At 61.2% G+C, this 25,262-nt stretch carries 24 protein-coding genes and 1 pseudogene; 13 read left to right on the plus strand and 12 right to left on the minus strand.

The window, feature by feature from the left end; all coding sequences use genetic code 11:
• Positions 1 to 103: 103 nt before the first annotated feature.
• From FBY02_RS17995 to FBY02_RS18005, 3 genes are all read right to left on the minus strand, one after another.
• On the minus strand, positions 104 to 1,762 hold the full coding sequence (locus FBY02_RS17995; protein ID WP_144929595.1) for a cation acetate symporter: 1,659 nt from the start codon (positions 1,760 to 1,762) through the stop codon (positions 104 to 106).
• Positions 1,759 to 2,070 (minus strand): DUF485 domain-containing protein, encoded by a 312-nt coding sequence (locus FBY02_RS18000; RefSeq protein WP_144929596.1) that lies wholly within the window; start codon positions 2,068 to 2,070, stop codon positions 1,759 to 1,761. The genes FBY02_RS17995 and FBY02_RS18000 overlap by 4 nt, the downstream gene beginning before the upstream one ends.
• Before the next feature lie 227 nt (positions 2,071 to 2,297).
• On the minus strand, positions 2,298 to 3,152 hold the full coding sequence (locus FBY02_RS18005; RefSeq protein ID WP_144929597.1) for a glycine betaine ABC transporter substrate-binding protein: 855 nt from the start codon (positions 3,150 to 3,152) through the stop codon (positions 2,298 to 2,300).
• 372 nt (positions 3,153 to 3,524) lie between these two features.
• Here FBY02_RS18005 and FBY02_RS18010 point away from each other — a divergent pair, with 372 nt between their 5' ends.
• Together FBY02_RS18010 and FBY02_RS18015 are read left to right on the plus strand one after the other, a co-directional pair.
• Positions 3,525 to 4,823 carry a serine/threonine protein kinase gene (locus FBY02_RS18010; RefSeq protein ID WP_144929598.1) on the plus strand — a complete coding sequence of 433 codons (1,299 nt, stop codon included), beginning with the start codon at positions 3,525 to 3,527 and terminating at the stop codon, positions 4,821 to 4,823.
• A gap of 25 nt (positions 4,824 to 4,848) precedes the next feature.
• A complete protein-coding gene (locus FBY02_RS18015) occupies positions 4,849 to 5,589 on the plus strand; it encodes a VacJ family lipoprotein (protein WP_256662532.1) in 741 nt (246 codons plus the stop codon).
• 119 nt (positions 5,590 to 5,708) lie between these two features.
• Here FBY02_RS18015 and FBY02_RS18020 read toward each other — a convergent pair whose 3' ends face one another.
• On the minus strand, positions 5,709 to 6,623 hold the full coding sequence (locus FBY02_RS18020) for a DUF808 domain-containing protein (RefSeq protein WP_144929600.1): 915 nt from the start codon (positions 6,621 to 6,623) through the stop codon (positions 5,709 to 5,711).
• A 131-nt stretch (positions 6,624 to 6,754) separates the two neighbouring features.
• On the opposite strand from FBY02_RS18020, the gene FBY02_RS18025 reads away from it, so the two are divergent.
• Positions 6,755 to 7,360 (plus strand): TetR/AcrR family transcriptional regulator, encoded by a 606-nt coding sequence (locus FBY02_RS18025; RefSeq protein ID WP_144929601.1) that lies wholly within the window; start codon positions 6,755 to 6,757, stop codon positions 7,358 to 7,360.
• Positions 7,361 to 7,487: 127 nt separating this feature from the next.
• Here FBY02_RS18025 and FBY02_RS18030 read toward each other — a convergent pair whose 3' ends face one another.
• Together FBY02_RS18030 and FBY02_RS18035 are read right to left on the minus strand one after the other, a co-directional pair.
• On the minus strand, positions 7,488 to 7,946 hold the full coding sequence (locus tag FBY02_RS18030) for a transposase (protein ID WP_144929602.1): 459 nt from the start codon (positions 7,944 to 7,946) through the stop codon (positions 7,488 to 7,490).
• A gap of 220 nt (positions 7,947 to 8,166) precedes the next feature.
• On the minus strand, positions 8,167 to 8,598 hold the full coding sequence (locus tag FBY02_RS18035; protein WP_144929603.1) for a heme-binding protein: 432 nt from the start codon (positions 8,596 to 8,598) through the stop codon (positions 8,167 to 8,169).
• Between the two features lie 267 nt (positions 8,599 to 8,865).
• Here FBY02_RS18035 and gcl point away from each other — a divergent pair, with 267 nt between their 5' ends.
• The 9 genes and pseudogenes from gcl (at position 8,866) to FBY02_RS18080 (ending at position 19,813) form a co-directional block, all read left to right on the plus strand.
• Positions 8,866 to 10,641, plus strand: a complete 1,776-nt coding sequence (gene gcl / locus FBY02_RS18040) for a glyoxylate carboligase (RefSeq protein WP_144929604.1) — start codon at positions 8,866 to 8,868, stop codon at positions 10,639 to 10,641.
• 137 nt (positions 10,642 to 10,778) lie between these two features.
• Positions 10,779 to 11,561 carry a hydroxypyruvate isomerase gene (hyi, locus tag FBY02_RS18045; RefSeq protein ID WP_144929605.1) on the plus strand — a complete coding sequence of 261 codons (783 nt, stop codon included), beginning with the start codon at positions 10,779 to 10,781 and terminating at the stop codon, positions 11,559 to 11,561.
• A 157-nt stretch (positions 11,562 to 11,718) separates the two neighbouring features.
• On the plus strand, positions 11,719 to 12,609 hold the full coding sequence (locus tag FBY02_RS18050; RefSeq protein WP_144929606.1) for a 2-hydroxy-3-oxopropionate reductase: 891 nt from the start codon (positions 11,719 to 11,721) through the stop codon (positions 12,607 to 12,609).
• A gap of 149 nt (positions 12,610 to 12,758) precedes the next feature.
• Complete coding sequence (locus FBY02_RS18055) at positions 12,759 to 14,039, plus strand: glycerate kinase (RefSeq protein ID WP_144929607.1); 1,281 nt, start codon at positions 12,759 to 12,761, stop codon at positions 14,037 to 14,039.
• Positions 14,029 to 15,444, plus strand: coding sequence for a pyruvate kinase (gene pyk / locus FBY02_RS18060; protein WP_144929608.1), 1,416 nt, complete (start codon positions 14,029 to 14,031; stop codon positions 15,442 to 15,444). Before FBY02_RS18055 ends, pyk begins: the two co-directional genes overlap by 11 nt.
• 122 nt (positions 15,445 to 15,566) lie before the next feature.
• Positions 15,567 to 16,468, plus strand: a pseudogene (locus tag FBY02_RS18065) (urea transporter).
• A gap of 20 nt (positions 16,469 to 16,488) precedes the next feature.
• Entirely contained in the window at positions 16,489 to 17,313 is an 825-nt protein-coding gene (locus tag FBY02_RS18070) for an ion transporter (RefSeq protein WP_144929609.1), read from the plus strand.
• Between the two features lie 88 nt (positions 17,314 to 17,401).
• Positions 17,402 to 18,400, plus strand: a complete 999-nt coding sequence (locus FBY02_RS18075) for a sulfate ABC transporter substrate-binding protein (protein WP_144929610.1) — start codon at positions 17,402 to 17,404, stop codon at positions 18,398 to 18,400.
• A gap of 225 nt (positions 18,401 to 18,625) precedes the next feature.
• Complete coding sequence (locus FBY02_RS18080) at positions 18,626 to 19,813, plus strand: MFS transporter (RefSeq protein WP_144929611.1); 1,188 nt, start codon at positions 18,626 to 18,628, stop codon at positions 19,811 to 19,813.
• Between the two features lie 47 nt (positions 19,814 to 19,860).
• On the opposite strand, the gene FBY02_RS18085 is transcribed toward FBY02_RS18080, so the two are convergent.
• From FBY02_RS18085 to FBY02_RS18100, 4 genes are all read right to left on the minus strand, one after another.
• Positions 19,861 to 20,052: a PLDc N-terminal domain-containing protein gene (locus tag FBY02_RS18085; protein ID WP_144929612.1), complete on the minus strand. Its 192-nt coding sequence runs from the start codon at positions 20,050 to 20,052 to the stop codon at positions 19,861 to 19,863.
• 71 nt (positions 20,053 to 20,123) lie between these two features.
• Positions 20,124 to 20,654, minus strand: coding sequence for a hypothetical protein (locus tag FBY02_RS18090; protein ID WP_144929613.1), 531 nt, complete (start codon positions 20,652 to 20,654; stop codon positions 20,124 to 20,126).
• Between the two features lie 160 nt (positions 20,655 to 20,814).
• Positions 20,815 to 21,333, minus strand: coding sequence for an ankyrin repeat domain-containing protein (locus tag FBY02_RS18095; protein ID WP_144929614.1), 519 nt, complete (start codon positions 21,331 to 21,333; stop codon positions 20,815 to 20,817).
• A gap of 95 nt (positions 21,334 to 21,428) precedes the next feature.
• A complete protein-coding gene (locus FBY02_RS18100; RefSeq protein WP_144929615.1) occupies positions 21,429 to 23,255 on the minus strand; it encodes a long-chain-acyl-CoA synthetase in 1,827 nt (608 codons plus the stop codon).
• A 349-nt stretch (positions 23,256 to 23,604) separates the two neighbouring features.
• On the opposite strand from FBY02_RS18100, the gene FBY02_RS18105 reads away from it, so the two are divergent.
• Positions 23,605 to 23,883, plus strand: coding sequence for a DUF3509 domain-containing protein (locus FBY02_RS18105; RefSeq protein ID WP_041021541.1), 279 nt, complete (start codon positions 23,605 to 23,607; stop codon positions 23,881 to 23,883).
• Positions 23,884 to 24,012: 129 nt separating this feature from the next.
• Here the strand turns inward: FBY02_RS18105 and mtnC are convergent, their stop codons facing one another.
• Both mtnC and FBY02_RS18115 read right to left on the minus strand, forming a co-directional pair.
• Positions 24,013 to 24,696, minus strand: a complete 684-nt coding sequence (gene mtnC, locus FBY02_RS18110; protein WP_144929616.1) for an acireductone synthase — start codon at positions 24,694 to 24,696, stop codon at positions 24,013 to 24,015.
• A gap of 4 nt (positions 24,697 to 24,700) precedes the next feature.
• A complete protein-coding gene (locus FBY02_RS18115; protein ID WP_041021543.1) occupies positions 24,701 to 25,246 on the minus strand; it encodes an acireductone dioxygenase in 546 nt (181 codons plus the stop codon).
• Positions 25,247 to 25,262: the final 16 nt, after the last annotated feature.

The raw sequence follows: 25,262 nt of genomic DNA on the forward strand, positions 1-25,262 counted from the left end.
AAGCTGCAAGCTAAAAAAATACCCCAGCCTCTCGACTGGGGTATTTTTCTACGCGGTACCGCTTCTAACTTGCAGCTTGACGCTTGCAACTCGCCACTGCCGTTTAATGGTTAACCGCCCCACTCGCCCCCAGACCAGTCTGCGAACGCACGAACTGCGGGAAGAACAGCGCCCGCTCGTTCTCGGCTTCAGCCGACTTGTCGGTGATGGAGAAGAACCAGATGCCGACGAAGGCAATGGCCATCGAGAACAGCGCTGGGTACTCGTACGGGTAGATCGGCTTCTCGTGACCCATGATCTGTACCCAGATGGTCGGGCCCAGGATCATCAGACCCACGGCACTGACCAGGCCCAGCCAGCCGCCAATCATGGCGCCGCGGGTGGTCAGTTTCTTCCAGTACATCGAAAGCAGCAGCACCGGGAAGTTGCAGCTCGCCGCGATAGAGAACGCCAGGCCTACCATGAACGCGATGTTCTGCTTCTCGAACAGAATGCCCAGAGCGATCGCCAGCACCGCCAGGGCGATGGTGGTGATTTTCGAAACGCGGATCTCGTCCTTCTCGTTGGCCTTGCCTTTCTTGATCACACTGGCATACAGGTCATGGGACACCGCCGAGGCGCCGGCCAGGGTCAGGCCTGCCACAACCGCCAGGATGGTGGCAAACGCCACGGCCGAGATGAAGCCCAGGAAGACGCTGCCGCCGACGGCGTTGGCCAGGTGCACCGCAGCCATGTTGTTACCGCCCAGCAAGGCACCTGCCGCGTCCTTGAAGGCCGGGTTGGTGCTGACCAGCAGGATCGCGCCGAAGCCGATGATGAAGGTCAGGATGTAGAAGTAACCGATGAAGCCAGTGGCATACAGCACGCTCTTGCGTGCTTCCTTGGCATCACTCACGGTGAAGAAGCGCATCAGGATGTGCGGCAGGCCAGCAGTACCGAACATCAGGGCCAGGCCCAGGGAGAAGGCCGAGACCGGATCCTTCACCAGACCGCCAGGACTCATGATCGCCTCACCTTTAGGGTGAACCTTGACCGCTTCGGCAAACAGCATGTTGAAGTCGAAGTTGACGTGCTTCATCACCATCAGCGCCATGAACGAAGCACCCGACAGTAACAGCACGGCCTTGATGATCTGTACCCAGGTGGTCGCCAGCATGCCGCCGAACAGCACATACAGACACATCAGGATACCCACCAGCACCACCGCAACGTGGTAGTCCAGGCCGAACAGCAGCTGGATCAGCTTGCCGGCGCCGACCATCTGCGCGATCAGGTAGAACGCCACCACCACCAGCGAACCGCTGGCGGACAAGGTACGGATCTGCTTTTGCCCCAGACGATAGGACGCCACGTCGGCAAAGGTGTATTTACCCAGGTTACGCAGGCGCTCGGCGATCAGGAACAGGATGATCGGCCAGCCCACCAGGAAGCCGATGGAGTAGATCAAGCCGTCGTAGCCCGACGCGAATACCAGCGCGGAAATCCCCAGGAAGGACGCCGCCGACATGTAGTCACCGGCAATGGCCAGGCCGTTCTGGAAACCGGTGATCCGGCCGCCGGCCGCATAGTAGTCGCTGGCCGACTTGCTACGCTTGGACGCCCAGTAGGTGATGCCCAGGGTCAAGCCGACAAACGCCACGAACATGACGATGGCGGAGACGTTGAGGGGTTGTTTCTGCACGGCCCCGGTCAGGGCCTCAGCCGCCCAGGCACCCGGGGCGAACGCTGCGATGCTCAATAGAGCCAGTAGACGCCGGATCATTGTTGAGCCTCCTTGAGGATCGCATTGTTCAGCTCATCGAACTCGCCGTTGGCGCGTCGCACGTAGATGCCAGTCAGGATGAATGCCGAGACAATCAGGCCGACACCGATGGGAATGCCCCAGGTCATCGTCGAATCGGGCGTGATCCTGGCCCCGAGAATGTGCGGCCCGTAGGCGATCAGTAGAATGAATCCGGAGTACAGCCCTAGCATGATCGCCGAAAGAATCCAGGCGAACCTTTCTCTTTTTCTCACCAGCTCCTTGAAGCGCGGGCTGTTTTGAATCGAGAGGTAAATGCTGTCGTTCATTGTTTTTATCCTCGCAGCACAATTTAAGTTGGAACGACTCTACTCTATGCGGCTCAAGGCCAGGTTCCAGACGACCTTAGTATTAGAACGACATGACGGTTTTGCCAGTTTTCAGCAAAAACCATCGCTCCCACAAGGGTCAGTGCAAGGCTTGAGAATTACGCGGGCATAAAAAAAACCGCATGACACGACGTCATGCGGCTTTCGGAATCACTGGATCAGGCAGATTACTTGCCAGTCCACTCCTTCACACGATCCGGGTGCTTGGCGACCCAGTCCTTGGCAGCAGCTTCAGGCTTGGCACCCTCTTGGATAGCCAGCATGACTTCGCCGATTTCGTCCTTCGAGGCCCATTGGAATTTCTTCAGGAACTCAGCGACTTCCGGTGCTTTGGTCGCCAATTCCTTGCTGCCGATGCTGTTCACGGTTTCAGCCGCGCCATAGACGCCTTTCGGGTCTTCCAGGAAGCGCAGTTTCCACTTGGCGAACATCCAGTGCGGCACCCAACCGGTAACGGCGATGGATTCGTTCTTTTTCTCGGCACGGGTCAGCTCGGCAATCATGCCGGCGCCGGAACTGGCCTTGAGTTGATAACCGGTCAGGTCGTAGTCCTTGATCGCCTGTTCGGTCTTGAGCATCACGCCTGAACCGGCGTCGATGCCAACAATGCGGTTCTTGAAGCTTTCATCGGTCTTGAGATCGGCTACGGACTGAGCCTTGACGTACTCCGGCACGATCAGGCCGATCTTCGCGTCTTTGAAGTTGGGGCCGTAATCGACTACCTGGTCCTTGTTCTTCGCCCAGTAATCGCCGTGAGTCACTGGCAACCAGGCCGAAAGCATGGCATCGAGCTTGCCGGTGGCCACGCCCTGCCACATGATCCCGGTCGCCACCGCTTGCAGCTTCACGTCATAACCAAGCTTCTGCTGGATGACTTCCGCCGCCACGTGAGTCGTCGCGACGCTGTCGGACCAGCCGTCAACGTAGCCGATGCTCAGGGTTTTGGTTTCGGCGCTAGCCAGTGTGGAGCTGATCGCCAGTACCAGTGCGGCACCTGCGCCCATGAGTCGTCGCATCTTCATCGTGTACTTCCCCGAAAGTGCTGCGCCCGACGAATGCCGAGCGACGTCAACGTATTGTTATGGTGCTCAGCGCCCCCATCACGCTCGCCTGCCAAACCAGTTCGAACATCAGTGGAGTACTGATGGAACGATCATCAACCTGCGACGATCCGGAACCTGATCTGTTAGCGACATTGATACAGCGAAGAGCGACATCAGAACGCCATCCACGACAAGTGTAGGCAACTAGCCACCAACCACCACTCCGTGTATCGTCCCGATGCTATCGCCCCCCCACTCGCAGCTGTTTCGTGCCGGTCATGGCACTTGGCTTCGCTTCAGTGGTCATAGCCTGCGAACCTCATTCGGCACCATCCTCTAAGGGATCCAGTCATGCTCCGTTCCTTGCGCTTCGCTGCCCTCATCGGCGGCCTTATCCCGAGTGCGTCCGCGCTGGCGGTGGATATCGACGCCGCCAGTTATGGCTACCCCTTGACCAACCCGTTCGAGGCGACCATCGCGACCACCCCGCCCGACCTGCGCCCCGAGCTGCCCTTGATCGAGGATATCAACCAGGCGGACCACAGCGTAACCTTGCGCCCGGAACGTGAGTTCATCCTGCCGGACAACTTCTGGCCGGTGAAAAGCCTCACCTACCGCATGGCCACCCAGGACAAGCCGGCACCGCTGATCTTCCTGATCGCCGGTACCGGTGCACGGTACGACAGCACCCTCAACGAATACCTCAAGCGCCTCTACTATAAGGCCGGCTACCACGTGGTGCAGTTGTCATCGCCCACCAGTTTCGACTTCATGAGCTCCGCCTCGCGCTTCGCCACCCCGGGTATCACCAAGGAAGATGCCGAAGACATGTACCGGGTCATGCAAGCCGTGCGCGCGCAGAACCCCAAGGTGCCGGTGACCGAGTACTACCTCACCGGCTACAGCCTCGGCGCGCTGGACGCAGCCTTCGTCGCGCACCTGGACGAAACCCGGCGCAGCTTCAACTTCAAGAAAGTGCTGTTGCTGAATCCGCCGGTGAACCTCTACACCTCGGTCACCAACCTGGACAAACTGGTCCAGACCCAGGTCAAGGGCATCAACAGCACCACGACGTTCTATGAAGTGGTGCTGAACAAGTTGACCCGCTACTTCCAGCAAAAAGGCTACATCGACCTCAACGATGCCCTCCTTTATGACTTCCAGCAGTCCAAGCAACACCTGAGCAACGAACAGATGGCGATGCTGATCGGCACCTCGTTCCGTTTCTCGGCGGCCGATATTGCCTTCACTTCGGACCTGATCAACCGTCGCGGCCTGATTACCCCGCCCAAGTTCCCGATCACCGAAAGCACCAGCCTGACGCCGTTTCTCAAGCGTGCGCTGCAGTGCGATTTCGACTGTTACCTGACTGAGCAAGTGATCCCGATGTGGCGCGCGCGGACCGATGGCGGCAGCCTGCTGCAACTGGTCGACCAGGTCAGCCTTTACGCCCTGAAGGATTACCTGCATGAAAGCTCGAAGATCGCCGTGATGCACAACGCCGACGACGTCATCCTCGGCCCCGGCGACCTGGGTTTCCTGCGCAAGACCTTTGGCGATCGCCTGACGGTGTATCCACTGGGCGGCCATTGCGGCAACCTCAATTACCGCGTCAACAGCGACGCCATGCTGGAGTTCTTCCGTGGCTAAATACCTCCTGCTTATCGCTGCGTTAATGGGTGCGGGCGTGGTTCACGCCGATGACAAGGCCACCGTGGATGCCGACGGCTTCAAGGAACCGCTGACCAGGCTCAAGTTCAACCCGGGGCTGGACCAGCGCGAATTCGAGCGTTCGACCCTCAATGCGTTGAACGTCTATGACCCGCTCGAATCCTGGAACCGTCGCGTCTATCACTTCAACTACCGTTTCGACCAATGGGTATTCCTGCCCGTGGTCGATGGCTACCGCTACGTCACCCCGAGCTTCGTGCGCACCGGCGTCAGCAACTTCTTCAACAACCTGGGTGACGTGCCGAACCTGATGAACAGCCTGCTGCAATTCAAGGGCAAGCGCTCGATGGAGACCACGGCGCGACTGCTGCTCAACACCACCATCGGCGTTGCCGGCCTGTGGGATCCCGCCACCTCCATGGGCCTGCCGCGCCAGAGCGAAGACTTCGGCCAGACCCTGGGCTTCTACGGCGTGCCGGCCGGCGCCTACTTCGTACTGCCGATCTTCGGTCCGTCCAACCTGCGGGACACTTCAGGGTTGCTGGTGGACTACACGGCCGAGTCGGCGATCAACTTCCTGAACGTCTCAGAAGTCAGTGCCAACCACCCGGAACTGCTGCTCCTGCGCGGGGTGGACAAGCGCTATCAGACCAGCTTCCGCTATGGCCAGCTGAACTCGCCGTTCGAGTATGAAAAGGTGCGCTACGTGTATACGGAGTCGCGCAAGTTGCAGATTGCCGAGTAGCCTGAAAACCACTGTGGGAGCGGGCTTGCTCGCGAAGACATTGTGTCAGGCAGCATATAGTTAGCTGACACACCGCCTTCGCGAGCAAGCCCGCTCCCACAGGTGCACTATGCAGTCAGTTAGCCTTTCAGCGCTTTCCAGACCTTGCCCACCACCATCACCCCCGCCAGCACCACCGCTCCTGCGACAATCCCCGCCACTGCATTGAGCAGCATTGGCACGATGACCCCGGCCCCGCCGGCACTGGCTGCCACGCCTTCGATCCAGTGATGCACCACTGGCACGCCATGGGTGAGGATACCGCCGCCCACCAGGAACATCGCCGCCGTGCCGATTACCGACAGGCTTTTCATCATGTACGGTGCGGCACGCAGGATGGTGCCGCCGATGCTTCTGGCAACCTGCCCCGGCTTCCGGGTCAGCCACAGCCCCAGGTCATCGAGCTTGACGATCCCGGCCACCAGGCCGTAGACACCAACGGTCATGATCACAGCGATGCCCGATAGCACGATCACCTGCTGGGTCAGCGCAGCGTCGGCGACGGTGCCGAGGGTGATGGCGATGATCTCCGCCGACAGGATGAAATCGGTGCGCACGGCCCCCTTGATCTTGTCCTTCTCGAACGCCACCAGGTCCACCGCCGGATCGGCCACGGCCTCGACCAGTTGCGCATGTTCGGCCTGGTCTTCGGCCGGGCTGTGGAGAAACTTGTGGGCGAGTTTTTCGAACCCCTCGAAACACAGGTAGGCGCCACCCACCATCAACAACGGCGTCACCAGCCACGGCACGAAGGCACTAATGGCCAGCGCCGACGGCACCAGAATCAGCTTGTTGATAAACGAGCCCTTCGCCACGGCCCAGACCACCGGCAGCTCGCGCTCGGCCCGTACACCAGACACCTGCTGGGCGTTGAGTGCCAGATCGTCGCCGAGCACGCCGGCGGTTTTCTTGGCGGCCATCTTGGTCATCAGTGCGACATCGTCGAGCACGGTGGCGATGTCGTCGATCAACACCAGCAAACTGCTTCCGGCCATGGTGGGGCTCCTTGAATGATAATGCCGCGCAGCATACCGCGAGCCGCCGTGCCACGGGGCATTCTTGAGCGTCGCGCGAGGCCGGTGCTACCATGCGCCACCGCCAGAACAGGCAAGGAACCCCTGGGTTTATGAGCACTATCCGCGAGCGCAACAAAGAACTCATCCTGCGTGCCGCCAGCGAGGAATTTGCCGACAAGGGCTTCGCGGCGACCAAGACCAGCGACATCGCGGCCAAGGCGGGCCTGCCCAAACCCAACGTCTATTACTATTTCAAATCCAAGGAAAACCTCTACCGCGAGGTCCTGGAAAGCATCATCGAGCCGATCCTCCAGGCCTCGACCCCGTTCAACGCCGACGGCGTACCCGGCGAAGTGCTGAGCCACTACGTCCGCTCCAAGATCCGCATTTCCCGCGACCTGCCCTTCGCCTCGAAAGTCTTCGCCAGCGAGATCATGCACGGCGCCCCCCACCTGAGCCCCGACCTGGTGGAACAACTCAACGCCCAGGCCCGGCACAACATCGACTGCATCCAGACCTGGATCGACCGCGGCCAGATCGCCCCGATCGACCCCAACCACCTGATGTTCAGCATCTGGGCCGCCACCCAGACCTATGCCGACTTCGACTGGCAGATCACCGCCATCACCGGCAAGGCGAAGCTGGATGAGGCCGATTATGAAGCGGCGGCGCAAACGATTATCCGGTTGGTGTTGAAGGGGTGTGAGTTGGACTGAGGAACTGCGGAGCCCATTCGCGAGCAAGCCCGCTTCCACATGGGATCTGCGATGTTCAGACATTTTGTGTCCACCACCGACGCTGTGGGAGCAGGCTTGCTCGCGAATGGCGGCACTCGCTTTCATGTCATACCCAGATCGCATCCCACAACGGATAGTCGCCAAGCCGCTTCACCAATCCTGCCCGCAATGGATTGGCAACCACATATCGAGCTAGTTTCACCAGATCCTCCTCCCGCCGTAACGCGCGGTCATGGTATCCGTGCTGCCAAAGGCTCCCCGTCCTGCCAGTCGCCTCATTTACCTCCCTGGCACTTAAAGATTTCATCCGACACATCAATTCCCCCAGCGACCCACGATGCAATTGGACCAACCAGTGGAAATGGTCGGGCATGACGACAAATGCGAGGGAGTCGGCGATGCCCTGCCTTTGCACATTCCTGAAGTGGCGAATGACCAACCTGCCTAGACCATAGTTCTGGAAGACAGGCTCACGCTTGCGCGTGTTAGCTGTCAGTAAATAAATACGGTTTTGCTCTGCATATCGACCAATGCGCAGACGGTGTGAAGCTGAGCGTTCAGGCATTGCATTGCCTTTCTTTCAATGAAGTTCTGAAAGGCTAGTGCTGTGAATGCAGCATCGTTACCTGACTCTTTGCCTGGATGTGTCTGGTCGATCGTTTTCGCGAGCAAGCCCGCTCCCACAGAGGATTTGCAGTGTTCAGACATTTTGTGTCCACCGTTGAAACCTGTGGGAGCGGGCTTGCTCGCGAAGAGGCAAGTCAACTCATCGCAAAATCAAACAGCTACCCCGCATCCGCCATCAACCCAACCCCCTCCACCGCCCGGATCGCCACCTGCTCATCGATATCCGACAGATCACCGCTGATACCCACCGCGCCCAGGACTGTGCCGTCCTGATCCCTGATCAACACACCACCCGGAACCGGCACGACGCAGCCCTGCCCCAGGCTGTTCAATGCGGCGATGAACGCTGGGCGTTGTTGGGCGTCCTGGGCCAACAGGCGTGAGCCTTTACCCAGGGCAACAGCACCCCAGGCCTTGCCGACGGCGATCTGAGGACGGAGCAGGCTCGCGCCGTCTTCGCGCTGCAGGGCGATCAAGTGCCCACCGCTGTCCAGGACCGCGACGGTCAAGGGTGCCGCGTTGATTTCACGGCCCGCGACAAGGGCTCGCTCCGCCAGGTTGATGGCGACGTTCAAGGTTAGAGCGCTCATGGATGCTGTCCTTCTTTTGTTGTTGGAAAGCTTTCTGGGTTTCACCTTCTGGGAAACCTCACACAACAAATAGAACACAATCAAATAACATTTTGTATACAATAATCCTCGTAAAACACCACAAGCGACGCTAAGTCGCAGGGTTATCGGCCTTCCGACGAATGAAGCAGGCAGTTGAGGAAAAGGATTGACCTGCAGCGCTCGTCATGAATAAACTCGCCGAAAAGCCACTTGTATACAATTACAAAACGTAAGAGGCACAAAACAATGAGCAAAATGAGAGCAATCGAAGCCGCCGTTCTGGTGATGCGCCGTGAAGGCGTGGACACTGCCTTCGGTATTCCGGGTGCCGCGATCAACCCGCTGTACTGCGCCCTACAGAAAGTCGGTGGCATCGATCATGTCCTCGCGCGCCACGTTGAAGGTGCCTCGCACATGGCTGAGGGCTACACCCGCACCAAGGCCGGCAACATCGGCGTCTGCATCGGCACGTCGGGCCCGGCCGGCACCGACATGGTCACCGGGCTCTACAGCGCCTCGGCCGATTCGATCCCGATCCTGTGCATCACCGGGCAAGCCCCCCGTGCCCGCCTGCACAAGGAAGATTTCCAGGCGGTGGACATCACCAGCATCGTCAAGCCGGTGACCAAGTGGGCGACCACTGTCCTGGAACCGGGCCAAGTGCCCTACGCGTTCCAGAAAGCGTTCTTCGAGATGCGCTCCGGCCGCCCCGGCCCGGTATTGATCGACCTGCCCTTCGATGTGCAGATGGCCGAGATCGAATTCGACATCGATACCTATCAGCCACTGCCGCTGGCCAAACCCGTGGCCAACCGTGCGCAGGTCGAGAAAGCCCTGGCGATGCTCGACCAGGCCGAACGGCCCTTGCTCGTGGCCGGTGGCGGCATCATCAACGCCGATGCCAGCGAGCTGTTGGTGGAGTTCGCCGAGTTGACCGGAATCCCGGTGATCCCCACGCTGATGGGCTGGGGCACGATTGCGGACGACCACCCGCTGATGGTCGGCATGGTCGGCCTGCAGACGTCCCACCGCTACGGCAATGCGACGCTGCTCAAGTCGGACCTGGTGCTAGGCGTCGGCAACCGCTGGGCCAACCGTCACACCGGTTCGGTGGATGTCTACACCGAAGGTCGCCGGTTCATTCATGTCGACATCGAACCGACCCAGATCGGCCGCGTGTTCACCCCGGACCTGGGCATCGTCTCCGACGCCGCCTCGGCGCTGACGGTGTTCATCGAAGTCGCCCGCGAATGGCAGGCCGCCGGCAAACTGAAGAACCGCAGCGCCTGGTTGCAGGACTGCCAGCAGCGCAAGGCCAGCCTGCAACGCAAGACGCACTTCGACAATGTGCCGGTCAAGCCCCAGCGCGTGTACGAAGAAATGAACCAGGTGTTCGGCAAGGACACCTGCTACGTCAGCACCATCGGCCTGTCGCAGATCGCCGGGGCGCAGTTCTTGCACGTCTACAAGCCACGCCACTGGATCAACTGCGGCCAGGCCGGTCCGTTGGGCTGGACCATTCCGGCCGCGCTGGGGGTAGTCAAGGCCGATCCGAGCCGCAAGGTCGTGGCCTTGTCGGGAGACTACGACTTCCAGTTCATGATCGAAGAACTGGCCGTGGGTGCGCAGTTCAAGCTGCCGTACATCCACGTCGTGGTGAACAACTCCTACCTGGGCCTGATTCGCCAGGCGCAGCGCGGGTTCGACATGGACTACTGCGTACAGCTGTCCTTCGACAACCTCAACGCGCCGGAGCTCAACGGTTATGGGGTGGACCACATCGCCGTCGCCGAGGGCCTGGGCTGCAAGGCGCTGCGGGTGTTCGAACCGTCCGCCATCCAGCCGGCGCTGCGCAAGGCCCAGGAAATGATCGAGGAGTTCAAGGTGCCGGTGATCGTCGAGGTCATCCTCGAGCGGGTGACCAATATTTCCATGGGTACCGAGATCAACGCCGTCAACGAATTCGAAGACCTGGCACTGGTGGGCAACGACGCGCCGACGGCCATTTCGTTGCTCGATTGACTACTGACATCCCCTCTGTGGGAGCGAGCCTGCTCGCGAAGGCGTCATGTCAGTTGGCATATGTGTAGCTGACCCACGGCTATCGCGAGCTGGCTCGCTCCCACAGGGGACCTGCCAATTATTTACAGGAGATCACCATGCCGCGTTTCGCCGCCAACCTGTCCATGCTGTTTACCGAGCAGGATTTCCTCGCCCGTTTCGAAGCGGCCGCCAAGGCCGGTTTCAGTGGGGTCGAGTACCTGTTCCCCTACGACTACAGTTCCACCGAACTCAAGGCCTTGCTCGACGCCCATGGCCTGACCCAAGTGCTGTTCAACCTGCCGGCCGGTGACTGGGCCAAGGGCGAGCGTGGCATTGCCTGCCTGCCGGACCGGGTCGAGGAGTTCCGCGCCGGCGTCGACCTGGCGATTGCCTACGCGCAGGTGCTGGGCAATACCCAGGTCAACTGCCTGGCCGGGATCTGCCCGCAGAATTGCGACGAGGCCCTGGTGCGCAAGACCTTCGTCGCCAACCTGAAGTACGCCGCCGAGAAGCTTCAGGCCAAGGGCATCAGGTTGGTAATGGAAGCCATCAATACCCGCGACATCCCAGGCTTCTACCTGAACAACACCGCCCAGGCCCTGTCGATCCGCGAGCAGGTGGGCAGCGCCAACCTGTTTCTGCAATACGACATCTACCACATGCAGATCATGGAAGGTGACCTGGCCCGGACCCTGTCGGCGCACCTGGGCGAGATCAACCATGTGCAACTGGCGGACAACCCGGGACGCAACGAGCCGGGCACCGGCGAGATCAACTATCGCTTCCTGTTCGAACACCTGGACCGCATCGGCTACCAGGGTTGGGTCGGCTGCGAATACAAGCCGTTGACCACCACCGAGGCCGGCCTGAACTGGCTGAAAACCCATAACGCGATCTGACCCGGATCTTTCCTTGTGGGAGCGGGCTTGCTCGCGAAAGCGGTGGGCCAGACAACACATCTGTGACTGATACACCGCTTTCGCGAGCAAGCCCGCTCCCACAGAAAAGCAGTTCTCCATTTGCCTGAAGTAGCAAAAAAACAAGAGGATTTCCCCCATGGCTAAAATCGGATTCATCGGCACCGGCATCATGGGTCACCCCATGGCTCTGAACCTGCAAAAAGCCGGGCACAGCCTGTTCCTGTCCCAACACCACGACCCGGCTCCCGCCGATCTGCTGGCCGCCGGCGCGGTGGCCCTGGCCAACCCGAAGGAAGTTGCCCAGGAAGCCGAGTTCATCATCGTCATGGTCCCGGACACCCCCCAGGTCGATGACGTGCTGTTCCGCGCCGACGGTGTCGCGGCGGGCGTGGGTTCGGGCAAGGTGGTGATCGACATGAGTTCGATCTCCCCCGCCGCCACCAAGGCGTTCGCGACGAAGATCAATGAGAAAGGCGCGCAGTATCTCGATGCCCCGGTGTCCGGTGGCGAAGTCGGCGCCAAGGCCGCGACCCTGAGCATCATGGTCGGTGGCGACAACAGCGCTTTTGAACGCGCCCTGCCGCTGTTCCAGGCCATGGGCAAGAACATCACCCTGGTGGGCGGCAACGGTGACGGCCAGACCGCCAAGGTCGCCAACCAGATCATCGTCGCCCTGAACATCCAGGCCGTGGCCGAAGCCCTGCTGTTCGCTTCGAAGAACGGCGCCGACCCGGCCAAGGTCCGTGAAGCCCTGATGGGCGGGTTTGCCTCGTCGAAGATCCTGGAAGTGCACGGCGAGCGCATGATCAAGGGCACCTTCGACCCGGGCTTCCGCATCAGCCTGCACCAGAAGGACCTGAACCTGGCCCTGCAAGGTGCCCGGGAACTGAACATCAACCTGCCCAACACCGCCAACGCCCAGCAAGTGTTCAGCACTTGCGCAGCCCTCGGCGGTAGCAATTGGGATCACTCGGCGCTGATCAAGGGGCTGGAGCACATGGCGAATTTCTCGATTCGCGATAACTGACCCACCACCACCCCCTTGTGGGAGCGGGCTTGCTCGCGAAAGCAATTTACCTGTCACTGAAGTATTGACTGACACACTGCCTTCGCGAGCAAGCTCGCTCCCACAAGGGATCTGCGTTGAATTCAAATAATAAGAATCGGGAGCCCGCCATGTCGGTCGATCCGCAACAATTGCTCCGCGAGCTGTTTGCCGCAGCCATCGACGCGGCCCATCCGCAACACGTTCTTGAACAGTACCTGCCGGCCGACCGCAGCGGTCGGGTGATTGTCATCGGCGCCGGCAAGGCCGCCGCGGCGATGGCGCAGGTGGTCGAGCGTTGCTGGCAGGGCGAGGTCAGCGGCCTGGTGGTGACCCGCTACGGCCATGGCGCGCCTTGCCAGAAAATCGAAGTGGTGGAAGCCGCCCACCCCGTACCCGACGCGGCCGGCCTGGCAGTGGCCGGACGGGTGCTGGAACTGGTCAGCAACCTGACGGAAGACGACCGGGTGATCTTCCTGTTGTCCGGCGGTGGCTCGGCGCTGCTGGCACTGCCCGCTGCCGGTATTACCCTGGCCGACAAGCAAGCGATCAACAAAGCCTTGCTCAAATCCGGTGCCACCATCGGTGAGATGAACTGCGTGCGCAAGCACCTTTCGGCGATCAAGGGCGGACGCCTGGGCAAGGCCTGCTGGCCGGCGACGGTCTACACCTATGCGATTTCCGATGTACCGGGCGACCTTGCCACGGTCATCGCGTCCGGCCCCACCGTGGCCGACCCCAGCACATCAGCCGAAGCCCTGGCGATCCTCAAGCGCTACAGCATTGAGGTCCCGGCGTCGGTGCACACCTGGCTGCACAGCGCGGAGTCGGAAACCGTCAAACCCGGCGACCCAAGCCTGGCCCGCAGTCATTTCCAACTGATCGCCCGCCCCCAGCAATCCCTGGAAGCGGCAGCGGTGAAAGCCCGCCAGGCTGGTTTCAGCCCGCTGATCCTTGGCGACCTGGAGGGCGAGTCGAGGGAAGTGGCGAAAGTCCATGCCGGCATCGCCCGGCAAATCGCCCGGTACGGCCAGCCCCTGGCAGCGCCCTGCGTGATCCTCTCCGGCGGCGAAACCACGGTGACCGTGCGCGGCCACGGCCGAGGCGGTCGCAATGCCGAATTCCTGCTGAGCCTGACCGACAACCTCAAGGGTCACCCCGGCATTTATGCATTGGCCGGCGACACCGACGGCATCGACGGCTCCGAGGACAACGCCGGCGCCATCATGACTCCAGACAGTTATCGTCGTGCCACCGAGCTGGGCATGAGCGCCAGCGACGAGCTGGACAACAACAACGGCTACGGCTATTTCGCCGCGCTGGATGGGTTGATCGTCACCGAGCCGACCCGCACCAACGTCAACGACTTCCGCGCCATCCTGATCCTCGAGAACCCCGCCCATGACGCCTGACAAAAAGGTCAAGATCCTCGCCACCCTCGGTCCCGCCACTCGCGGGATCGACGACATCCATGCGCTGGTGCGGGCCGGGGTGAACATCTTCCGCCTGAACTTCAGCCACGGCGATCACGCCGACCATGCCCAGCGCTACCAGTGGATTCGCGAGGTCGAGCGGCAGCTCAACTACCCGCTGGGTATCCTGATGGACCTGCAAGGCCCGAAACTGCGGGTCGGCCGATTCGCCGACGGCAAGGTCCTGCTACAACGCGGCCAGGCCCTACGCCTGGACCTGGACCCGACGCCCGGCGATCAACACCGGGTCAACCTGCCCCACCCGGAAATCATCGCAGCCCTGGAGCCAGGCATGGATTTGTTGCTGGATGACGGCAAGTTGCGCCTGCGGGTGATTGCCCGGCACAGCGATGCCATCGACACCGAAGTGCTCAACGGTGGCGAACTGTCGGACCGCAAAGGCGTGAACGTACCACAGGCCGTGCTCGACCTGAGCCCGCTGACCGCCAAGGACCGTCGCGACTTGAGCTTCGGCCTGGAATTGGGTGTGGATTGGGTAGCGCTATCGTTCGTCCAACGTCCCGAAGACCTCCGCGAAGCCCGCGCGCTGATTGGCGACAAGGCGTTCCTGATGGCCAAGATCGAGAAACCGTCGGCAGTGGCCCAACTGCGGGAAATCGCCGAGTTGAGCGACGCGATCATGGTGGCTCGGGGCGATCTGGGCGTTGAAGTGCCGGCCGAGAGCGTGCCGCAGATCCAGAAGAACATCATCGGCACCTGCCGCGCCCTCGGCAAACCGGTGGTGGTGGCGACGCAGATGCTGGAATCGATGCGCTTCTCCCCGGCGCCCACCCGGGCTGAGGTCACCGACGTCGCCAACGCCGTGGCCGAAGGCGCCGATGCGGTGATGCTGTCGGCGGAAACCGCGTCGGGCGACTACCCCCTCGAAGCCGTGCAGATGATGAGCAAGATCATCCGCCAGGTCGAAAACGGCCCGGATTACCAGGCCCAACTGGATGTCAGCCGACCGAAAGCCGAGGCCACGGTATCGGACGCCATCAGCTGTGCAATCCGTCGCATCAGCAACGTCCTGCCGGTGGCGGTGCTGGTGAATTACAGCGAATCGGGCAGCTCCAGCCTGCGAGCCGCGCGGGAACGGCCGACGGTGCCGATCCTCAACCTCACGCCGAACCTTCAGGCCGCCCGCCGCTTGACGGTGGCCTGGGGCGTGCACTCGGTGGTCAACGATCGGCTGCGGCAGGTGGATGAAGTCTGTTCCACCGCCCTGGAAATCGCCCAGGCCCAAGGCATGGCGCAGCGCGGCGATACGCTGCTGATTACTGCGGGTGTACCGTTTGGGCAGCCGGGGTCGACCAATTCGTTGCGTATCGAGACCTTGATCTAGCGCCTGGGTTGGCCCCTTCGCGAGCAAGCCCGCTCCCACATTGGACTTGCGGCGTTCACAGAACCCTTGTGGGAGCGGGCTTGCTCGCGAAGGGGTTAACCCGGTTTATCAGATATACAAACATGCAAAACTCCCCCTGCCCCGACTGGGCCACCGCCCTGCTTAACGGCTTCAGTCAGATCTTCCTCCAGCGTCATCCGCTGTGCGGCCTGTTGTGCCTGCTGGCAATTCTGTTCAGCGCGCCAGCCTTGTTCGGGTGGGCATTGCTGGGTGGCGTGGCCGGGTTGCTCACGGCCCAGCGCCGCGATTACCCCAAGGCAGATCGCCAGGCCGGGCTGTTCAGCTACAACGGCATCCTGTTGGGGTTGTTGGCGGGCCTGGTCTTGCCCTGGTCCGTCTTGCTGCCGCCGCTGATCATCGCGGGCGGCGGTCTCAGCGCGATGCTGACCCAGCAATGGCTCAAGCGCACCCGTGACCCGCGATGCCTGCCCGCCTACACCGCACCCTTCGTGGGGCTGGGCTGGCTGCTGCTGAGCTTCGCTGCGCCACAGCCTTCGCTGATGTCGGCCGAGCTGACACTGGCCAACCTGCTGGCCGGCTGTTTGACGGGATTAGGCCAAGTCATGTTTCTCGGTCATCCGTTAGCAGGTGCGCTGATTACAGCGGGCCTGCTGGTTGCCAACCGTCGAGCCGCGGGCTGGGCACTGTTTGGTTCGGCCGCCGGCGTCGCGTTCGCCTGGTGCATCAGGAATACGCAACGGCGCTGTCCGGACTGGGCGGTTATAACCCGGCGCTGGTGGCGCTGGCCCTCAGTCAACAGCGCCGCCAACCCTGGCTGCTGCTGGCCGGAATCCTGCTGGCAGTCCTGCTCACGCCGGGGTTTGCCGCCCTCGGTCTGGCGCCACTCACCGCGCCGTTCATCCTCGCTGGCTGGCTGGTGCAGGCCACGGCGCGAACGTGGCGGCAGATCCTGAGCGACACCCCGCCTTGCGCTCTGCGGGGCAATCGCCCTAGGCTTCGCTGACTCTGAATCAGGCGAAGGTTATGGACAGCACCGACAATTGGCGTGAACGCCTCTACATCATGATTTTCCAGACCGACACCGTGGCCGGTCGACGCTTCGACAGTGCGTTGCTGTTGATCATCCTCGCCAGCCTGGTGATCGTGATGCTCGACAGCATCGACAGCGTGCACAAGAACTATGCGGCCCTGCTGGCCGGGATCGAATGGGGTTTCACTTTCATCTTCCTCGTCGAGTACGGCCTGCGCCTGTATTGCTCGCCCAAGCCCCTGCGCTATGCGTTCAGTTTCTACGGCCTGGTGGATCTGCTGGCCATCGTGCCGGGGATCCTGGCGTTGTACTACAGCGATGCCCAGTACCTGCTGATCATTCGGATCATCCGCATGCTACGGATCTTCCGGGTGCTCAAGCTCAGCCCCTACCTCAAGCAAGCCAATTACCTGATGGCGGCCCTGCGGGGCAGCAAGCAGAAAATCATCGTGTTCCTGGTCAGCGTCTCCACCCTGGTGACGGTGTTCGGCACGCTGATGTACGTCATCGAAGGCCCGGAGCATGGCTTCACCAGCATTCCCAAGGGCATCTATTGGGCGATCGTGACACTGACCACCGTAGGCTTCGGCGATATCGTGCCCAAGACCCCCCTGGGCCAGGTGGTTTCATCCCTGGTGATGATCACCGGTTACTCGATCATCGCCGTGCCCACCGGTATCTTCACCGCGGAACTGGCCACCGCCATGCGCGGTGACCAGCTCAAGCACGATTGCCCGGTGTGCAGCAAAAACAACCACGAACACGGCGCCGCGTTCTGCTCCCGCTGTGGCAATGCGCTGTTCAGGAAACTGGAATAAGCAAAGCACTTTTTGATGCTTGTCGGCCAAAAGGCCTGCCGCTAGTGTGCTGGCCTGGAAACCCCTTTCAAATAAAAAGGAATTCGCAGTGAAGAACTTCTTTGGCGCCACCCTTCTCGCCGCCGGCCTGACCTTCGGCAGCCTGGCTCACGCCGCCCCGACACTGCTCAACGTGTCCTACGACGTGATGCGCGACTTCTACAAGGACTACAACGCCGCCTTCCAGAAGCACTGGCAGGCCGAGCACAACGAAAACATCACCGTGCAGATGTCCTTCGGTGGCTCGAGCAAGCAGGCACGCTCGGTCATCGACGGACTTCCGGCCGATGTCATCACCATGAACATGGCCACCGACATCAACGCCCTGGCGGACAACGGCAAACTGGTGCCCGAGGACTGGGTCAGCCGCTTGCCGAACCACAGCGCCCCGTTCACTTCGGCCACGGTGTTCATCGTGCGCAAGGGCAACCCCAAGGCCCTGAAAGACTGGCCCGACCTGCTCAAGGACGGCGTGCAGGTGATCGTGCCCAACCCGAAGACCTCCGGTAACGGTCGCTACACCTATCTGTCGGCCTGGGGCTACGTACTGAAGAACGGCGGCGATGAAACCAAAGCCAAGGACTTCGTCGGCAAGCTGTTCAAGCAGGCGCCTGTGCTGGACACCGGCGGTCGCGCGGCGACTACCACGTTCATGACCAACCAGATCGGCGATGTGCTGGTGACCTTTGAAAACGAAGCCGAGATGATCGCCCGTGAGTTCGGTCGCGACCAATTCGAAGTGGTCTACCCGAGCGTATCCGCCGAAGCCGAGCCTCCGGTCAGCGTAGTGGACAAGGTCGTGGATAAAAAAGGCTCCCGCGCCGCCGCCGAGGCGTACCTCAAGTACCTGTGGTCGCCCGAAGGCCAGGAAATCGCCGCCGCCAACTACCTGCGTCCACGGGATCCAGCCATCCTGGGCAAATACACCGACCGCTTCCCGAAAGTGGATTTCCTGTCGGTGGAGAAAACCTTCGGCGACTGGCGCACCGTGCAGAAGACGCACTTCAATGACGGTGGGGTTTTCGACCAGATCTACAGCGGGCAATAAACCCGCAACTTTCCAGGCCACACCAAACACTGTGGGAGCGAGCCTGCTCGCGATGGCGGAGTGTCAGACAAGCATCGGCGACTGACACCCCGCCATCGCGAGCAGGCTCGCTCCCACAGTCGCATCAATCCCGGACATGGTTGTTATCAATCCAGGCGACTATCCCAAAGCCGGCACAGCCTTTAGCCTTGCCCGCAATCCTTACTAGTCATTGACGGAATTCCCATGACCGCCAACTCCCCCGCCCTGACCCGAGGCATGGTGCTGCTGTTCGCCTTCTGCTGCGGCGCCATCGTTGCCAACCTCTATTACGCTCAACCCATCATCGACCTGATCGCCCCCGACGTCGGCTTGTCCAGCACCATGGCCAGCCTGATCGTCTCGCTGACCCAGATCGGTTACGCCCTGGGCCTGTTCTTCCTGGTGCCGCTGGGCGATCTGCTGGAAAACCGCCGGTTGATGATCCTCACCACCCTCGTGGCGATCGCCAGCCTGTTGGGTGCGGCGTTCACCGATCAGCCAAATGTGTTCCTGCTGGTTTCGCTGCTGGTGGGGTTCAGTTCAGTGTCGGTGCAAGTGCTGATTCCCCTGGCTGCGCATCTCACCCCGGAAGCGTCCCGGGGTCGGGTGGTGGGTGGGATCATGGGTGGGTTGCTGCTGGGGATCCTGCTGGCACGGCCGGTCTCCAGCGTGGTGGCGGATTACCTTGGCTGGCGCGCGATATTCATGATCGCGGCGGCATTGATGGCGGCGATCAGCCTCGTCCTGGCGTTCACCGTACCCAAGCGCCAGCCCGACCACAGCGCCACCTACTGGCAACTGCTGGGCTCCCTCGGCACCTTACTGCGCCAACAACCGTTGTTGCGCCAACGGGCGCTTTACCAGGCCTGCATGTTCGCCACGTTCAGCCTGTTCTGGACTGCCGCCCCCCTGGAGCTTGCGCGTAACCATGGGCTGTCCCAGACCGAGATTGCCCTGTTCGCCCTGGTCGGTGCCATCGGCGCCATCGCCGCCCCCATTGCCGGGCGACTGGCCGACGCCGGTCACACCCGCATCGCCTCGCTGCTGGCGATGCTCTTTGCCAGCCTGAGTTTCCTGCCGGCGTTCATCCATCCGCTCTATAGCGTCATCGGCCTGGCAGTCACCGGCGTGGTATTGGACTTCTGTGTGCAGATGAACATGGTGCTGGGCCAACGCACCATCTATGCCCTGGATGCCAAAAGCCGCGGCCGGCTCAATGCCCTGTACATGACCAGCATCTTCGTCGGCGGTGCCTTCGGTTCGTCGATTGCCAGCGCGGTGTACGAGCATGGCGGCTGGCTGTGGGTGGTGATCATTGGCAGTGCTTTCCCGCTGCTGGCCCTGCTGCGCTTTCTTGGTACGTCACAGAAGCACGCCTTGGCAGCGGCCTGAGATAGAAGCCCGGCGGGCGAAACCTGCCGGGCGCCGCAGCGGAACCGTCAAACCCGCACGTTGCCTCGCGGCCCGGCAATCGCCCAGATGATCAGGCCCAATACCGGCAACAGCAGGACCAGCAGTACCCAGAGGATTTTCATCCCGGTTTCCGCGCCACTCTTGAGTACATTGATGATCGCCCAGATATCGAGCGCCAGGATGATCAGGCCAACCAGGCCATTGAAGGTGGAACCCATGGTGTCGCTCCCAAGTGATGACATGCACACTTAGGATAGTCCGCCTCCAGCGAGGGTTCCGTTGGATTGCTTCAGACGTGGACCGCGATCTTGAGGGCTTCCAGGGCGGGCGCCACGGCGATGCCGACTTGCGCGCCCAACTCCAGCACCCGCGGCACATCGTTGCCGTACACCAACACCATCTGCAATTCATCGTCGAGCAGTTGGCTGAAGTTCATCAGCACGTAGCCGCCGTTTTCCTTGTTCAGGCTGCTCATCTGGATCTGGATGCGGTTGAGCGCCGTCAGCGCTTCGGTTTTCGCCAGTTGCTTGGGCTTGAGATTGAATGCCACGCCGGGGCCGAAAGACGCGACGATCTGCTCGAACAACTGCACATAGGTGTCGGCCTGGAACAGTACGGTGTCCGGCAAGCTGCCGACGACCACCCATTCACCCAGGGGAATCGGAAAGGTGTCGTCGTAGTTGATGTCCGGGTTGGCCGCCAGGAAAGCCGCCGGATCGGCATAGGCCTGGGCTGCTTCGTCGGCAATCCTTTCAATGTCGGTATCGCCCAGGCAGCCGGAGCTGATTTTGCTGATGAGTTCGACGAGTGCGGCTTTCATTGGGTGGATCCTTTAGCGAGGGATTACTGTGGCGAGGGGATTTAGCGAAGCGTCACACGGCCCCGCTGGGCTGCGAAGCAGCCCCCAATTCTGACACACCGAGTGGTCAGGGTGCGGGGCGGGCGACATTTCGCTAAATCCCCTCGCCACAAAAGCAGCCTCAACCCAACAACTTCTCCAACTGCGCCGTGGTATCCACCGCCCCCATGGTCCGAGCCGCATCGAGGGCCGAGACACCGTTGGCGTCCTTGGCCTTCGGATCCGCGCCTTTGCCAATCAGATAGTCGACGATTGCCACCCGGTTGAACATCGCCGCCATCATCAGCGCCGTGCGGCCATCGAAGGACGCGCCTTCCACCTGTGCGCCACCGTCCACCAACGCCGAAACCACCGCCAGGTCGCCCTTGAATGCCGCACCGGCAATCGGGCTCTGGCCGTTGTCGTTGCGGATTTCCGGATCGGCCTTGTGTTCCAGCAACACTTTCACCGTTTCCACGTGACCGTGATAAGCGGCCAGCATCAGCAAGGTGTCACCCTTGTGGTTGCGCAGGTTGGGCGGCAAGCCTTTGCTCAGCAAGGCCGCCATCATCGCGGCGTCCCCCTGGCGCGCCACGTTGAACACCTGTTCGGCAAATTCCGCGGCCTCTTCCGGGGTCATCTGGCGGCTTGTATCGGACATGGGGTACTCCACTTGAGTCTTCGAGAATGCGGCTAGTTTCCCGAGCGACGCAGGGCCTGTCATCCCCTTTTTCTCTGTACCTGTTATAGCCACAATCAATAGCAGAACCGCCCACCCTGGATCTGCATCGCCAACTGGCGGTCGACCCGCACATAGGTTCCAGTGCCGGGCAGCCAGGCGTAGATCGGCTCATCGTCTATGACGCAGGGGTCGAAGGCTTCGCGCCTGAGCCGGGTCTTGTGGTATTTGAAGGTGTCGGTGATGTCCATCTTCACCTTGATTCGCAGGAACAGTGGCACCGCACCGGCCGACAGCCTGGATTGCAGAAACTGCAACAGTTCGCTGAAATCCAGGGTTGCCAGCGATTCGGACGGGGTGATCGCCGCCATACCGGCGCGCCCGTCGACACCGTTGACCTCCACCCCATAGACCACCGCCTCGGCCACTTGCCGGTGCTGAAGCAAGACGTTCTCCACCTGCGTGGCGGATACGCTTTCGCCCTTCCAGAGGAACGTGTCGCCGAGACGGTCGACGAACTGGCCATGCCCAAAACCCAGGTCACGCAGCAGATCGCCGGTGTTGAGATAAAGGTCGCCCGGGATGAAGGCATCCCGGTAGAGGCTTTCTTCGTTCCGGGCCGCGTCGGTGTAGCCATCCAGAGGCGCCTTGTCATCGATCCGCGCCAACAACAGGCCAGGCTGGCCCTTCGGCACTTTCTGCAGCCGCCCTTGCAGGTTGCGCAACGGCATCCCGCTGCCCTGGTCGTACCGCACCAGCGCCCAGCCCGTCAGGGAAAACCCGACGGTATTGTCGAAATTCAATAGGTTGCTGAAGCCGATATTGCCGTCGCTGGCCGCGTACAGTTCACAGATGTGCTCGACACCGAAGCGGGCCTTGAACGCAGCCCAGGCGCCCGGCCGCAGGCCAGTGCCGATCATCTTCTTCACATCATGGTGCCGGTCTTCGCCGCTGGCCGGCAGGTCAATCAGGTAGCGGCACAACTCCCCCGCATAACCCAGCGTGGTCGCCCGATGACGGCGTACATCGCTCCAGAACCGACCGGCGCTGAAGGTGCGCCGGATCGCAAAAGCCGACGCACCGCTGATCGCCGCTCCCCAACACACGCACAGTCCCGTGGCGTGATACAGCGGCAAAGGGCAATAGAAGACATCGTCGGGCTGCATGTCCAGGGCAATCAGGCCAGAATGGACGGCCGTGCGCATCCAGCGCCCATGGCGGAACACCACGGCCTTGGGCAGGCCAGTGGTGCCCGAGGTGTAGAGATAAAAACACGGGTCGTCGAAAAATACCTGGCGGCTGCTGGCCGGGTTGGTACTGGGGTAGTCCTCGCTGTTGCCCAGCAGGTCGACGAAACCGCAAGGAACAGCGGCGCCGTGCTCGTCCGCCAGCCACCAGGTGCGAACGCTCGGCAAAGCGGTCCGGCCGCGCACCGCCTCGAAAGCCGGGACCCGTTCGTCCCCCACCACCACAGCGGCCGGCGCAACCAGCGCCAAGCTATGGACCAGCGCGTCGCCCGTTTGCGAGGTGTTGATCATGGCGCTGACCGCCCCGACCTTTGCCGCCGCCAGCAGTGTGATCAGCAGTTGTGGACGGTTTTCGAGAAAGATCGCAATGCAATCGCCCTTGTCGATGCCCTGCGCCAACCAGTAGTGGGCGATGCGATTGGCCTGCTCGTTGACCTGTGCATAACTCAATGAAATGTCGCCGCACAGCAACGCCGGGCCCTGGGGATTACGTTGCGTGGCCTGTTCGAAACTCCAGCCCAGGCCACAGGGCTGGGCCGGGTCCCGGACATTGGCGAGCTTGTGGCCCTTGATGATCCGGGGAACGACTCTGAAGAGCGAAGGCAGCTTGCGCAGCATCATGCCCCAGGTAATGGCGTCGCTGGGTGTACGACTCATGAAACTCCCCGTTCAACCTGCGGGTCTCGGTTCCTGCTCTCGGCTGGCAGCGATGGTCGGTCGAAAGTACCCAGCGGTTGTTCTGCTGTACACGCGGTTTTTGCAATGTTTTGTATCCGCTGCCGGGGACAGGCGAAGCGTGAGCGTCAGGAATCGATTTGGTTCCAAAAATGATTGCCCGACCACGCAAAATGCAGGATGCACGATGGCTATTCATGCAAGATGCACGAAAGCAAAAAAGCTACATAAAATTAACTTATTGTTTTTAAAGGAATTTATAACGAATCCAATGCTGGCATGGTCAGTGCAACTGCTCCTCCACGGTTTGCCACCACCAAGGAGCAGTCATATGAATATGATTCAAGAGAAATTCGCGTCCCTGTTTTCCAACTACGAAGTGACTACACAAGCTCGCCCGGACGGCGGCATCCTGCTGACATTGCGCAATAGCGAAGGCAAACAGTTCAAACGCTCGATTTCCTACGCCCAGTTGCACGCAGGGGACCAGCTGTCCTGGGTGATCAGTGCTATCCGTCGTGACTTGGCCGAACAGGCCAGCGAGCTGCCGCAGATCACCATGCTGCAAAGCCAGCATCGCTTCGCGCTGCCGACTTACCACAGCGCTTGAGCTTGAAGTTCGCCCAGTTGGGCTCCCTCAACTGGGCTTTTGTGGCGAGGGGATTTATCCCCCGCTGGGCTGCATGGCAGCCCTAAAACCAGGGGATAAATCCCCTCGCCACAGGGTTTGCGGTGGTCCTTAGAAACCCTCGGGATTTATATCGGTGAAACTTTTTACCGTGACATGCCCCTCCAGCGCTCCTCCCTCCCGAGCCAATCCACACGTCGCCATGCCAGCCCCCCGGGCCGCGTCCAGTTCCTGGACGATGTCCGACAGGAACAGGATTTCATCCGGCGCAATGCCTATGGCCTGGCTGATCCGCTGATAGGACTGCACCTCGCGCTTGGGCCCTGAGGTGGTGTCGAAGTAACCGCTGAACAACGACGACAGGTCGCCGGCCTCTGAACAGCCGAAGATCAGCTTCTGCGCCTGGATCGACCCCGATGAATACACATGGAGCCCGTAGCCTGCCTGATGCCAGCGCTTGAGGGCCTCGACCGCATCCGGGTACACGTGTCCTTTCAATTGCCCGGCCTGATATCCCTGCTCCCAGACCATGCCCTGCAACGCCTTGAGTGGCGTGGCCTTGCGGTCTTCGGCAATCCAGCCCAGCAGAATCGCGATGACCCGCTCGACGTCAGCGTCCGGCTCGCCACTGTCCTGGCGCACCGCCGCCAGTTGCTCGGCCACGTCGCCGCGGTCGGCGTGCTGACGGACAAACGCCGGCAAATGCTGCGCAGCGTAGGGAAACAGCACGTCGAAGACGAAACTGACCGCGCTGGTGGTGCCTTCGATGTCGGTGAGTATGGCTTTGATCGACACGGGCTCAGTCCTCCAGGCGTGGGAAACGGCTGGCGATGTCGTCGCCGGTGAACTTGGCGACCCAGCCTTCCGGGTTGTTGAACAGGCGAATGGCAACGAAGTGCGGATGCTCGCCCATGTCGAACCAGTGCGGTGTGCCCGCTGGTACGGAAATCAGGTCGTTCTTTTCGCACAACACGGCGTAAACGTAGTCATCGATGTGCAGGGTAAACAGGCCACGCCCGGCGACGAAAAAGCGCACTTCGTCCTCGCCGTGGCGATGCTCATCGAGGAACTTGGCGCGCAGTTCGGCTTTTTGCGGATGATCGCTATTGAGGCTGATGACATCGACCGTGATGTAGCCACGTTCGGTCATCAATTGATCGATCTGGCTCCGGTAGGCGGCAATCACTTCGTCCTGGGTCGCGCCTGGCTGGATTTTCGTCGCGGCCTCCCAACGGTCGAAGCGAACCCCCTGTTCGGCCAGGGTCGCGGCGATGTCTTCGAAGTGGGTCAACACCTTGTTCGGGATGTCGGGACTCGAGACGTGGTAAACGGACAGGCTGCTCATGGCAATGGCTCCAGCA

The sequence above is a fragment of the Pseudomonas sp. SJZ078 genome (genome assembly GCF_007828255.1).
Taxonomy (GTDB): Bacteria; Pseudomonadota; Gammaproteobacteria; order Pseudomonadales; family Pseudomonadaceae; genus Aquipseudomonas.

Coding starts and splice junctions, on each gene's coding strand:
- FBY02_RS18020 (WP_144929600.1), bottom strand. CDS start 6,623: ATGGCCGGAAGCAGTTTGCTGGTGTTGATCGACGACATCGCCACCGTG.
- pyk (WP_144929608.1), top strand. CDS start 14,029: ATGACGCCTGACAAAAAGGTCAAGATCCTCGCCACCCTCGGTCCCGCC.
- FBY02_RS18035 (WP_144929603.1), bottom strand. CDS start 8,598: ATGAGCGCTCTAACCTTGAACGTCGCCATCAACCTGGCGGAGCGAGCC.
- FBY02_RS18095 (WP_144929614.1), bottom strand. CDS start 21,333: ATGTCCGATACAAGCCGCCAGATGACCCCGGAAGAGGCCGCGGAATTT.
- FBY02_RS18080 (WP_144929611.1), top strand. CDS start 18,626: ATGACCGCCAACTCCCCCGCCCTGACCCGAGGCATGGTGCTGCTGTTC.
- FBY02_RS18105 (WP_041021541.1), top strand. CDS start 23,605: ATGAATATGATTCAAGAGAAATTCGCGTCCCTGTTTTCCAACTACGAA.
- FBY02_RS18070 (WP_144929609.1), top strand. CDS start 16,489: ATGGACAGCACCGACAATTGGCGTGAACGCCTCTACATCATGATTTTC.
- FBY02_RS18025 (WP_144929601.1), top strand. CDS start 6,755: ATGAGCACTATCCGCGAGCGCAACAAAGAACTCATCCTGCGTGCCGCC.
- FBY02_RS18030 (WP_144929602.1), bottom strand. CDS start 7,946: ATGCCTGAACGCTCAGCTTCACACCGTCTGCGCATTGGTCGATATGCA.
- hyi (WP_144929605.1), top strand. CDS start 10,779: ATGCCGCGTTTCGCCGCCAACCTGTCCATGCTGTTTACCGAGCAGGAT.
- gcl (WP_144929604.1), top strand. CDS start 8,866: ATGAGCAAAATGAGAGCAATCGAAGCCGCCGTTCTGGTGATGCGCCGT.
- FBY02_RS17995 (WP_144929595.1), bottom strand. CDS start 1,762: ATGATCCGGCGTCTACTGGCTCTATTGAGCATCGCAGCGTTCGCCCCG.
- FBY02_RS18115 (WP_041021543.1), bottom strand. CDS start 25,246: ATGAGCAGCCTGTCCGTTTACCACGTCTCGAGTCCCGACATCCCGAAC.
- FBY02_RS18000 (WP_144929596.1), bottom strand. CDS start 2,070: ATGAACGACAGCATTTACCTCTCGATTCAAAACAGCCCGCGCTTCAAG.
- FBY02_RS18050 (WP_144929606.1), top strand. CDS start 11,719: ATGGCTAAAATCGGATTCATCGGCACCGGCATCATGGGTCACCCCATG.
- FBY02_RS18085 (WP_144929612.1), bottom strand. CDS start 20,052: ATGGGTTCCACCTTCAATGGCCTGGTTGGCCTGATCATCCTGGCGCTC.
- FBY02_RS18015 (WP_256662532.1), top strand. CDS start 4,849: ATGGGTGCGGGCGTGGTTCACGCCGATGACAAGGCCACCGTGGATGCC.
- FBY02_RS18055 (WP_144929607.1), top strand. CDS start 12,759: ATGTCGGTCGATCCGCAACAATTGCTCCGCGAGCTGTTTGCCGCAGCC.
- FBY02_RS18005 (WP_144929597.1), bottom strand. CDS start 3,152: ATGAAGATGCGACGACTCATGGGCGCAGGTGCCGCACTGGTACTGGCG.
- FBY02_RS18090 (WP_144929613.1), bottom strand. CDS start 20,654: ATGAAAGCCGCACTCGTCGAACTCATCAGCAAAATCAGCTCCGGCTGC.
- FBY02_RS18010 (WP_144929598.1), top strand. CDS start 3,525: ATGCTCCGTTCCTTGCGCTTCGCTGCCCTCATCGGCGGCCTTATCCCG.
- FBY02_RS18100 (WP_144929615.1), bottom strand. CDS start 23,255: ATGAGTCGTACACCCAGCGACGCCATTACCTGGGGCATGATGCTGCGC.